We start from the raw sequence: 10,653 nt of genomic DNA, 5'->3' as shown, positions 1-10,653 counted from the left end.
CTTCGCGGCGGCGGTCGGCCCCATGCCGTCCTCCGTCGCCAGGAGGAAGAGCTCGACCTTCTCCCTGCTGTACATGCGAACCTCCAGTCCGGACCGCCCCGCGGTCCAACTTTCTGTCCGCACCCCCGAATGGCCAGCTTAAGGGCAAAACAGGAACTATTCCACCGCAACTTTTTTGGCCGGTGGGGCAGTACCTGTCCCACCGGCCATCATTTACGCTCTTTTAGCTAGTCCGCGAGCTTCTCCACCTGATCGAGCATCTTGTCGAGCTTGGCCTTTGCCTCGGCCTTGACCTTCTCAGCTTCTTCGTGAGCCTTCGCCTTCTGGGCGGCCTTTTCCTCGGCTTCGGGATCGACGACGACCAGATTGGACGCGTCGTGCTCAACAAGCTTGAGCGCATGCTCGGGACAAACCTTGACACAGGCGCCGCAGCCTAAACAATACGTGGACTCCAACGCAAAGCGGCCGCTTCCCACCAGATCGCAGGCAAACGTGGGGCACACGTTGACGCACTCGCCGCACGACGTGCACTTGTCAAAATCGCACTCCGGCGTGCTCACCTGGATGTTCTGGGCAAGCTCGGGGTGGTTTTGCAACGTCGAGAGCACCAGTTGACGCCCGTGCGTGAGCGAACGGCGACGCTTGGTCGTCGTGGTGCCGCACATGGTGTTGAGCGTGCGCTCCAGCTGGGTAATCTGATGGCGATGGGCCTTGAGCTTCTGCGTCACCGAGGCCAGCGCCGCCGTCGCCGGATTGAGCTTGGTCACCGTCAGGCCCGTGGTGCGGGCGATCTTTTCCATGTACTCCTTGCGCTCGTACTCGCGGCGCTTATGGCATTTGAGGCTCTTGGAGTCGACCTCCAAGCCCATACCCGTGCCGGACCACTCCTCGGCCTTCGCAATCGCCTCGCCCAGAATGTCCTCACCGCCGGTGTTGCGGCATTTATCGCACACGCCCAACGGCAGGTAGACGCTCACGTTGGGATAGTCGGCCAGCACCGAGAACCAGGTCTCGGCCGTAATATCGCCCACGCAGGCGACGACGACCTCGTTCTCACGCGGCATGCGCTTAAGGGCGCGCGTGCAGGTGACGTAGGCGGTCTCGTGGCTCGTAGCCGCCGAGACAATGTCGTCGTAGACGTTTTTGGGTGCAAGGCGCGGCGAGATGATTGCCTCGGTCGGACAGGCAGCGGCGCACAGGCCGCACTTGCGACAGGAGTCGAGGATCTCGATGGCGTCTTCCTCGACCTCGATAGCGTTGACCGGGCACACGTCCATGCACGCAGTGCAGCCGCTCTTTTCGTTTTTGCAGGTCAGGCACGGAATGGTGTTACCGCGCGGACGCTCCTTGTAGTCGGCAGGATTCCATTGCGGCGCCGACGGATCGAGTGCATCGGTCACACCGCCAAGCGGGTTTTTAAGAAAGTCGAAACCCTTGCTGATCTCGATAATGTCATCAAACAGATCGTGTTCCTGCGCCATGCGCGGCCCCTCCCTGAGCAGTGCAAACAAGCAAGAGATAATGATACGCTATCGGCCCACGCCTCGGGCAAATTACACGCGGAGCACCTTTGAGGCAAATAGACCTACAATCTATTGCCAGCCTAATCGCCTAGGTTTATTGAGGAGTCACAAGATGAAGATTGCCCTGATCGAACCGTTGGGAGTACCCGAGCAGACCATCGACGAGCTCTCCGCACCCCTTAAGGATGCCGGACACGAGTTTGTCTATTTCGATACCAAAACAACCGATCCGGTCGAGCTCGCTCGACGCAGCGAGGGCGCCGAGGTCGTCATGATCGCCAACAACCCCTACCCTGCCGAGGTCGTCGCCGGCTCCGATGCGCTCAAGATGATCGCCGTTGCCTTTACGGGCATCGACCACGTGGGGCTTTCCGCCTGCCGTGAGCGCGGTGTTGAGGTTCGCAACTGCGCCGGCTACTCCGACGTTTCGGTCGCCGAGCTCACCCTTGGCCTGACCATCGACGTGTTGCGCAAGGTGGGCGCCGCCGATGCCGCCGTCCGCAGCGGCAAGACGAGCGCCGGCCTAATGGGCACCGAGATCCGCGACAAGACCGTGGGTATCGTGGGCTGCGGTAAGATCGGCTGCGCCACGGGTCGTCTCTTTAAGGCCTTTGGCGCCCGCGTGCTGGGCTATGCCCGCCACGAGCATCCCGAGGCAGCCGAGGCCGGCATTGAGCAGGTTTCGCTCGAGCAGTTGCTCGCCGAGTCCGATATCGTAAGCCTGCACCTGCCTAACAATGACACCACGCGCAAGAGCTTTGGCACCGAGCAGTTCGCCCAGATGAAGGACGGTGCCGTCTTTATCAACTGCGCCCGCGGTGCCATCGTGGATAACGATGCCCTTGCCCAGGCACTCAACGACGATAAGCTCGCCGGTGCCGGCATCGACGTCTTTGATATGGAGCCGCCCATCCCCGCCGACTACGCGCTCGTCAACGCCAAGAACTGCACCTTCACGCCACATGTAGGCTTCCTTACGCACGAGGCCATGCAACGCCGCGCCAAGATTGAGTTCGACAACGTCGTCGCCTACGTCGAGGGTCGCGCGCAAAACGTTTGCGAGCTGTAGTCAAACGAGGGCGGGGCAAAACCTCATCGCAGGCCTACCCCGCCTTCTTTGGTTCAACTAACCTGACCCCTTTGCACCATAGCAAAAAGGGGCAAAGCCATCTGCTGGCTTTGCCCCTTCCTTACCTAAGTTTACTCATCCATAAGGTAGTAGTGACCCAGTGCGTCGGCACCCAGGATGGCGTTTGCGACCATCTCGGGCGTCACCTCAAACGGCATGTTGCACATGGTGTCCTCGGGCGCGCACGCGGCCTCGGCAACAATCATGGCCTTCTCGCGCGTAACCTCGGCAACGCCAAGTTCCTTCATCGTGACCGGCAGGCCCAGCTCAATGCAGAAGCCCAAGACTTCCTCGAGCTTCTCGGTCGGGGCATCCTCGAGTACCAGCTGGACGATGGTGCCGAAGGCGACCTTTTCGCCGTGATACATGCTGTGGCACTCGGGCAGCATCGTCAGACCATTGTGGATGGCATGAGCAGCAGCAAGGCCCGAGCTCTCAAAGCCAATGCCCGAAAGCAGCGTATTGGCCTCGATGATGTGCTCGACGGCAGGCGTGAGCGCACCCTTCTCCAGCGCGACCTTGGCCTTGACGCCATCGGCCATAAGCGTCTCGTAGCAGAGCTTGGCGAGCGCCAGGCCGGCCATGCCGCCCTTGCCGCCAGCGCAGGTGCCGCCGTCGGCATCGTGCGTCGCCTGGGCCTCGAAATAGGTTGCGAGCGCATCGCCCATACCGGAAACCGTCAGGCGCACCGGGCTCGCCGCGATAACCGTCGTATCCATCAGGACAATGTTGGGGTTTGCCTTAAGGAAGAGATATTTATCGAACTGGCCGTCATCGGTGTAGAGCACCGAAAGTGCCGAGCACGGTGCATCGGTCGAAGCAATGGTGGGGCAAATGATAACCGGGGACTCCAGGTAATAGGCGACGGCCTTCGCGGTGTCGAGGATCTTGCCGCCACCGACGCCGACGATGATGTCGCAACCGTTGTCGCGGGCGAGCGCAACCAGGCGATCGACCTCGCCCTTGGAGCACTCACCGTTAAAGTCCTCAAACAGCAGCTCGGCCTTAGCCTCGGCAAAGCCGCCCTCGATCTTGGCACCGACGCGCTTCTTGCCCGAAGGCGTCACGATGACGAGGGCCTTAGCGCCGAGCGGCTCGACATAGGAGCCGAGCTTGGCCAGCTCGTCCGGGCCCTGGATGTACTTGCTGGGGCTATTGAAAATTGCAGCCATAACTATCCCATTCTCTAAAAAAGAAAGGGGCTCCGTACAGATGCGTGCGGAGCCCCTCGTTGCGATAACAAGAGTCGATTAGAAATCGATGTCGGTGTCGTAGTAGCAGGCCTTGAGGATCTTCTCGAAGTCGGCAGCCTTGGTCTCACGCGGGTTCTCGGGCGTGCAGGCGTCCTGCTCGGCGTTCGCGGCAATCTCGGGCAGCTTGGCGAGGAACTCCTCCTCGGAAACCATCTGCGGGTTCTCGGCGTCGACCTTCACGCCACCATTCGCGTAATCCTTGATGGACTGCGGAATGTTGAGCTGGTCGTTGAGGTCGCGAATCTTCTGGACGAGTGCAGCGATGAGCTCCTCGTTGGCCTCGCCGGGAAGGTGCAGGATCTCCTTGGCCACGTAAGCGTAACGCTCGGCAGCACGGGGATCCTTGGAGTTCCACTGGATGACCTTGCCCAGGTACATGGCGTTAGCAGCACCGTGGATGATGTGGCCGTTCTCGAAGGCAGCACCGGTCTTGTGAGCCATGGAGTGAACGATGCCGAGCAGGCCCGAGGAGAAGGCGATACCGGCGATGCACTGAGCCTCGTGCATGTGCTGACGGGCCTCATGGTCGCCAGCATAGGACTTGGGCAGCCACTCGACGATCTCGCGGATGCCGTGCAGAGCGTTGGCGTCGGTGAACATAGAGGCGCAGGTGGAAACGTAGGCCTCCATGCAGTGGGTCAGAGCATCCATGCCGGTGTGAGCGCACAGCTTGGCGGGCATGGTGTAGGTGAGCTCGGGGTCGACGATGGCGACATCAGGGGTGATGTTGAAGTCGGCCAGCGGGTACTTGATGCCCTTGGCGTAGTCGGTAATGACGGAGAACGCGGTGACCTCGGTAGCGGTGCCGGAGGTAGAGGAGATGGCGCAGAAATGAGCCTTCTGACGCAGCTCGGGGAAGCTGAACGGCTGGATGATGTTATCGAAGGACTCCTCGGGATACTCGTAGAAGACCCACATGGCCTTAGCGGCATCGATGGGCGAGCCGCCACCGATGGCGATAATCCAGTCGGGCTCGAACTCGCGCATGGCCTCGGCGCCCTTCATGACCGTCTCGATGGACGGGTCGGACTCGACGCCCTCGAACAGCTTGACCTCGAAACCGCCTTCCTTAAGGTCGTTCTCGACGTCCTGCAGGAACCCGCCGCGGCGCATAGAGCTGCCGCCAGAAACGATGATGGCCTTCTTGCCCTTGAGGTTCTTCACCTCGTGGCGAGCGCCCTCACCAAAGTACAGATCGCGAGGATTGGTAAAACGTCCCATACTGTGCCTCCTAAACAAGCCCCTCTTAGACTTGCGTATATAACGGAGCACCCAATTGGCTCCGTTAGGACCGGTTTGCGCGTTGCCGGCGATGACAATGCGCGATGTCTAAACGTCTCAACGCTCAGACAAACACTATTTTACCGTTCTGGTTGGTCAGTTATTCACCTAAAGCCGCCAATGATGAAACGTTTTTTCTATCCCTGAAGACCCTTGTGCGGCATTCATACTCCCAAGCTGGGCAAACGTTTTATCAAGGTTGACTACATATCCCGGGCAGGACGGTGCCCCTCCAAAATATGCACCGTTCGCCGCCAAAAATCGACCGTTTGCGGCACCGTGATACCGCTCGTTCGTCCAAGGTGCCGACATTTGTGCGACATCCGTCTTCGTGGTGCAAAGGTGCAAGTCCAAGTGCGGCACCCCCGGTGTGCCACATGCGGGTAAACTAGAACCTTATATAGAGATATTTGAACCCTAACCGCAGCAAAGGAGGCTCCATGGCATTCGATCCCATTCAAGAGGATTGCCATCGCCTCGTTCTTGAGGCCTTGCGCCGCGACAATATCCCGCTCACCGACGCTGCCGCCGTAGAGCGTCTGATGGAACAATTCACCCGCAACCCCGCACCGCTCATCGTGCATGACCGCGACCGCGCCGGACACCTCATTGCCAAGGTGGTCGAGGCCGTCGACTACCGCATTCCCTTTATCCCCGACGATGCCCAGGCCGAGCAGGAAGAGGCCGCTGCCGAGAACATGCTTCGCGAGGCCGCCGCGCTCGATCCGGCCAACTGGGACGCTCAGCGCATGCTGACGGCGCTCACCGCCAGCTCCAACGAGGAATACGTGCAGTATCTGGTGTCCAAGTGCGACGAGGTGGAGCACGATCTGGCGCTCAAGATCGCCTCGGCGCAGGACCCCTACGAGCGCGAGGCCGCTGGCGACCTTATGCGCCGCCCCTACCTGCGCTGGCTTGCCGCCTTGGCATCGCGCGCGCTCATTAGCGGACGCTACCGCATGTCGCTCGAAGCCGCAAACCGCAGCTTGGACTTTGCGCCCAACGACCCCGCTGGTGTCCGCCACACCGCGATGCTCGCCATGGCAAAGCTCGAATACCCCGCCGAGGAGCTCAAGCGCTTTCGCTCCGCTCACTCCGTGCCGTACCTCGCGAATACCCCGCTGCGCCGCCGCCCCAAAGATGCGGAGCGTGACTTGGACCCGTGGACGCTCATCGCGCTGATGAGCGCTGCCTGGCGCGAGCTGGACTACGAGGGTGCCGAACACTACCTGCGTATCCTTGTGCGTTCGTGCCCGCACGCAGCCGAGGCGCTCTACTTCCAAACTGAGTTTCCCGATGGCGTCTATGCCCGCGTCAACGTGGGTGTGGGCTCCACCGACGAACTTGTCCTTGCGCTGTCCGAGGCGACGCCGGTACTGCAGGAGGGCCTGGGCGCCCCCGACAACGCCAGCTTTGCCGCCTGGGTCGCCACCAACGACATCGTGCGTTCCCAGATCGACGAGCGCATCCTGCGCGCAGCCGAGCAGGGGCTTCCATTTAAGGGAGGGGACCTCTAATGGATCCGAGCGTCTACATCCCCGCCTACTTGGAGCGCACCTATCTGGCGTCGCACCCCGAGCTCACCGATGCAGCACGCGAGCTTGTCCATAACGACGTGAGCGTCAACCCTCATAAGTATGCGCAGACCGAGCATGCCCAGGCGCTGCTGTCCTATGCCGGTGTTCATCGCCACCTGCTCGACGAGCTCCATCGCATCGAGGACATGGGCAGCGACGAGGAATTCGAGCAGACGCGCAATCGCCTGTTCGACGATATGCGCGATGAGCTGCTCAAGATCGTCCGCATCGACGCGCATGTCCTCGATGCCCAGCTGCTCGCCATCATCCTGACCGACACGCCCGTTGACGCCTGCCTGGGCGACCTGATGAAGCTCGAGGCGACCACGGCCGATTACCTGCAGCAAAGCGTGCCCGAATTCGATATGGAGGCCCCACACTACTGGGCTAACAAGGTGTTGACGGACGGCGTGACAGCGGCAGATCTCACCGTGAGCGAGCCGGCGCTTATCGGGTGGCTCCACACGCTCGAGGCCATCTCGCAGCTGTGCATGGCGAGCGCCCGCTACCGCGCTGCCGCCAACTACGCCCGCCGCGTCCTTAAGGCAGAAGGCTATCCCACCCGAGCCGCAGGCACCGTGCTGCTCGCCCTCGCTCGTCTGGAAGACGAGGACGGCTTTTTTGCCCTGGCCCACCAGCTCGAGGAACAGGTGGGAGCCGATGCACTCGAGAACTCCCCCTGGTATCTGCTCGCCCGCACGATCCTGCTGTTCAAAACAAACAAGATGCGCCCGGCGACACGCGCGCTGCGTGAGTTTGCCAACCGTTGCGAGGGCGGTGCGTTCTTCTTACTGAACCCCATGTACCAGACGCCGTATCTCCCCTGTCGACCCGAGCCGCGCGATCCCTGGGATCTTTCGCACCAGGCCGTTTGGGAAGCGGACGGTATTATCTCGGACACTCCCGACTTTGCCCCCTGGGCCAATGCCTGCGAAGACGTGTCGCAGCTTGCCCAGGAATTTGCGCGCCGCTACGGTTTTTAGTGACGCACTCGACCCGACCATGTCGTTTACGTTAGGAACGGTTTCATGAACCTCCGCTCATCTCTTGCCTGCACCTCGAGCGATATCGCTCGCTGGGGGCTGCGCTCCGTCCTTAAGCGCCAGGGCGGCGTACTCCCCGGCCGCATCGCCATGAAGATCGACCCCGAGCTGCTAAGCGACCTCGCGAACCTTGTCGACCGCAGCGTGGTAATCACCGGCACCAACGGTAAGACCACCACTTCCAACCTCATCGCCGACGCCGTTGCCGCCAGCGGCGCCACCGTGGTGTGCAACCGCGCCGGCAACAATATGGAGCCTGGTGTGGTGGGTGCTCTGCTCGAGGCCCGCGGCGGTCTTAAGCACACCAGCAGCGGCAAGCGCGTGGGCGTTTTTGAGTGCGATGAGCTTTACACCGTACGCGTTCTGCCCAAGCTCAAGCCGACGTACTTTGTGCTGCTCAACTTGTTCCGCGACCAGCTAGACCGCTACGGCGAGATCGACCATACCCAAGACGTCATCGCCCATGCGTTGGAGCTCTCTCCGACGACAACGCTCATCTACAACGCCGACGACCCGCTGTGCGCCTCGATTGCCGCGCGCGTTCCCAACGCGAGCATTGCCTTTGGCATCGACGGCGCCACCGACACCGAGTCCGACCGTATTAGCGACTCGCGCTTTTGCTCGCAGTGCAACGCGCCGCTGGAGTATGACTACGTGCAATACGGCCAGCTCGGCGCCTACCATTGCCCCTCGTGCGGTTGGGCACGCCCTGCGCTTGTCCGTCGCGTGACGGGCGTGGAGCTCGGCTGCGACGGCTACGGCTTTGACCTGGTCTTTGGATCTGCGCCCGACGCGGCTGCCGCACGCATCGCCACACGCTACAACGGCCTGTACATGGTCTACAACGTTGCCGCCGCCTTCTTTGCCGCGCACGAGTTGGGCGTGGACACGGCGCTTCTACAGCCTACGCTCGATGCCTATGTGCCCGCCGGCGGACGCATGGGCCGCTGGGACATCGCCGGCCGCACCGTCGAGGCCAACCTGGCTAAGAATCCCGTAGGCTTCGATCGACAAATCCAGTCCATTAAGACGGCAGGCGGCAGACTCTGCGCTTTCTTCCTCAACGACAACGATGCCGACGGCCACGATGTATCGTGGATCTACGACGTCGACTTTGAGCGCATCGCCGACACGCCGGGTCTTGTCGCCTTTGCCGGAGGCACGCGCGCGCACGACATGCAGGTGCGCCTCAAGTACGCCGGCATCGATGCCGCGATCATCTCTGACGTCGCGCAGGCAATTGGCGCCGTGGCAGACGAGGCCGCCGATGACACCTTCTACGCCGTCGCCAACTACACGGCCTTCCCGCCGCTGGTCAAGGAGCTCGACGGGCTGAAAGGCGCCACCGCCGACGCTGTTGCCGGGCGCGCCGTAGCCCGTGCCGACGGCAGCGCTCTTCCTGTCGGCATCGCGCCAGTCGAGCTTTCGCACCCGCTGCGCATCGTCTACCTGTATCCCGATGCCCTTAACCTCTACGGCGACGGCGGCAACGTCATCGCCCTCGAGCGCCGCTGCGCCTGGCGTGGCATTCCCGTGCGCGTGGACGAGGTCCGTATGGGCGAGTCACTCGATCTCACCGATGCCGATATCGTCATGATGGGCGGTGGCTCCGACCGCGATCAGCTGGCTGTGGCGCATGAATTGCTCGTTCAAAAAGACAAGGTCGCGGCCTATGTTGAGGACGGCGGCACACTGCTTGCCATCTGTGGCAGCTATCAGCTGCTCGGCCGTTCGTACTACATGGGCGACGATCGCATTGAGGGCCTGGGCGTCATTGCCGCCGAAACCGTACGTGGCTCCGATCGCCTGATCGGCAACGTAGCCGTCAAAACCGATCTGGCACCTGAGCCCTTTGTGGGATTCGAGAACCATGGGGGTCGCACCCTGCTCGACGCGGAGGCAACGCCGCTCGGAACGTCCGTCGTCGCGGGCACCGGCAACAACGGCGACGATGGCTTTGAGGGGATCATCTACAAGGGTGTCATCGGCACGTACCTGCATGGCCCGGCGCTGCCCAAGAACCCCGAACTCGCTGACTGGCTGATCGCGCACGCCCTCGAGCGGCGCGGCGATGCGCAGGCCACAGCCCTGCTGCCGCTCAAGCCCCTCGACGACACCTGCGAGCGCGCCGCCCACGACGCCGCCATGAAGCTCCTCCCCTAACGCCCCAACCACCACAAAGGGGACAGGCACCTTTGTGGTGGTTTTTCAGTTTGCCAACGATATGTGAACGGCTAAAAAAGTCTGCTATACTCTTTCCCGCTGTCCCCATCGTCTAGCGGCCAAGGACGCCACCCTTTCAAGGTGGATATCGCGGGTTCGAATCCCGCTGGGGGCACCATTTGAAATGTGAAGCCCGTTACCAATTCGGTAGCGGGCTTTTTGCTACCGATATGCCGGGATTCGGACCCGGCAGGGTGCGGATCCCGGCATCTTCCGATGGACCATGGGCAAAAAATGGCAAATATGAGTACTGTTACCGATTTAGTAACAGCGATTTCATGCCTTCAGAAATCGATTTAGACGTCAGGTGTCCTACGGCGGAAGAATTGCAGACGTTTATCGGCTAAGTACTTGGACATATGTTGCGTAACACTGCATATTTTGCAAATAAATAATGCTACAGGACTTGTGACAGTACTCATATTTGACGTTTTTTTCCCACAACCCTTTATACCTAGGCGAATCGGCGGCAAAACGGGCTTCAAAGCGTCCTTCGCAAATCAAAACCACCCCTAAAAGGGGTGGTTTGCTCTTAGGGTATAACCCTTGGATTTCCGGCACGCGTCTAAAGGCGCCGGCCCTCACGGGGTTCGGGCCGCACTGCAGGTTGACCCGTGACGGGCC

At 61.2% G+C, this 10,653-nt stretch carries 7 protein-coding genes and 1 tRNA gene; 5 read left to right on the top strand and 3 right to left on the bottom strand.

The features are described from left to right. Positions 1–227 precede the first annotated feature (227 nt). Positions 228–1,481 (bottom strand): 4Fe-4S binding protein, encoded by a 1,254-nt coding sequence (locus AAAX59_RS09310; RefSeq protein ID WP_349071553.1) that lies wholly within the window; start codon positions 1,479–1,481, stop codon positions 228–230. A 154-nt stretch (positions 1,482–1,635) separates the two neighbouring features. On the opposite strand from AAAX59_RS09310, the gene AAAX59_RS09305 reads away from it, so the two are divergent. Next, positions 1,636–2,592 carry a 2-hydroxyacid dehydrogenase gene (locus AAAX59_RS09305; protein WP_349071552.1) on the top strand — a complete coding sequence of 319 codons (957 nt, stop codon included), beginning with the start codon at positions 1,636–1,638 and terminating at the stop codon, positions 2,590–2,592. Positions 2,593–2,723: 131 nt separating this feature from the next. Here AAAX59_RS09305 and AAAX59_RS09300 read toward each other — a convergent pair whose 3' ends face one another. Together AAAX59_RS09300 and AAAX59_RS09295 are read right to left on the bottom strand one after the other, a co-directional pair. Next, positions 2,724–3,824 carry a glycerol dehydrogenase gene (locus AAAX59_RS09300; RefSeq protein ID WP_022093872.1) on the bottom strand — a complete coding sequence of 367 codons (1,101 nt, stop codon included), beginning with the start codon at positions 3,822–3,824 and terminating at the stop codon, positions 2,724–2,726. A gap of 78 nt (positions 3,825–3,902) precedes the next feature. Continuing rightward, entirely contained in the window at positions 3,903–5,126 is a 1,224-nt protein-coding gene (locus AAAX59_RS09295; protein ID WP_349071551.1) for an iron-containing alcohol dehydrogenase, read from the bottom strand. A gap of 500 nt (positions 5,127–5,626) precedes the next feature. Between AAAX59_RS09295 and AAAX59_RS09290 the strand changes: the two genes are divergently transcribed. The 4 genes from AAAX59_RS09290 (at position 5,627) to AAAX59_RS09275 (ending at position 10,147) form a co-directional block, all read left to right on the top strand. Next, positions 5,627–6,703: a hypothetical protein gene (locus AAAX59_RS09290; protein ID WP_349071550.1), complete on the top strand. Its 1,077-nt coding sequence runs from the start codon at positions 5,627–5,629 to the stop codon at positions 6,701–6,703. Beyond that, positions 6,703–7,746: a hypothetical protein gene (locus AAAX59_RS09285; RefSeq protein ID WP_349071549.1), complete on the top strand. Its 1,044-nt coding sequence runs from the start codon at positions 6,703–6,705 to the stop codon at positions 7,744–7,746. Before AAAX59_RS09290 ends, AAAX59_RS09285 begins: the two co-directional genes overlap by 1 nt. Positions 7,747–7,791: 45 nt before the next feature. Continuing rightward, positions 7,792–9,969, top strand: coding sequence for a MurT ligase domain-containing protein (locus tag AAAX59_RS09280; RefSeq protein WP_349071548.1), 2,178 nt, complete (start codon positions 7,792–7,794; stop codon positions 9,967–9,969). A 101-nt stretch (positions 9,970–10,070) separates the two neighbouring features. Beyond that, positions 10,071–10,147, top strand: a tRNA-Glu gene (locus AAAX59_RS09275). Positions 10,148–10,653: the final 506 nt, after the last annotated feature.

It is taken from the genome of Collinsella sp. CLA-ER-H2 (genome assembly GCF_040092405.1).
In the GTDB taxonomy this organism is placed as follows: Bacteria; Actinomycetota; Coriobacteriia; order Coriobacteriales; family Coriobacteriaceae; genus Collinsella.
This window is presented reverse-complemented; position numbering and strand designations above follow the sequence as displayed.

Coding starts and splice junctions, on each gene's coding strand:
- AAAX59_RS09310 (WP_349071553.1), bottom strand. CDS start 1,481: ATGGCGCAGGAACACGATCTGTTTGATGACATTATCGAGATCAGCAAG.
- AAAX59_RS09305 (WP_349071552.1), top strand. CDS start 1,636: ATGAAGATTGCCCTGATCGAACCGTTGGGAGTACCCGAGCAGACCATC.
- AAAX59_RS09300 (WP_022093872.1), bottom strand. CDS start 3,824: ATGGCTGCAATTTTCAATAGCCCCAGCAAGTACATCCAGGGCCCGGAC.
- AAAX59_RS09295 (WP_349071551.1), bottom strand. CDS start 5,126: ATGGGACGTTTTACCAATCCTCGCGATCTGTACTTTGGTGAGGGCGCT.
- AAAX59_RS09290 (WP_349071550.1), top strand. CDS start 5,627: ATGGCATTCGATCCCATTCAAGAGGATTGCCATCGCCTCGTTCTTGAG.
- AAAX59_RS09285 (WP_349071549.1), top strand. CDS start 6,703: ATGGATCCGAGCGTCTACATCCCCGCCTACTTGGAGCGCACCTATCTG.
- AAAX59_RS09280 (WP_349071548.1), top strand. CDS start 7,792: ATGAACCTCCGCTCATCTCTTGCCTGCACCTCGAGCGATATCGCTCGC.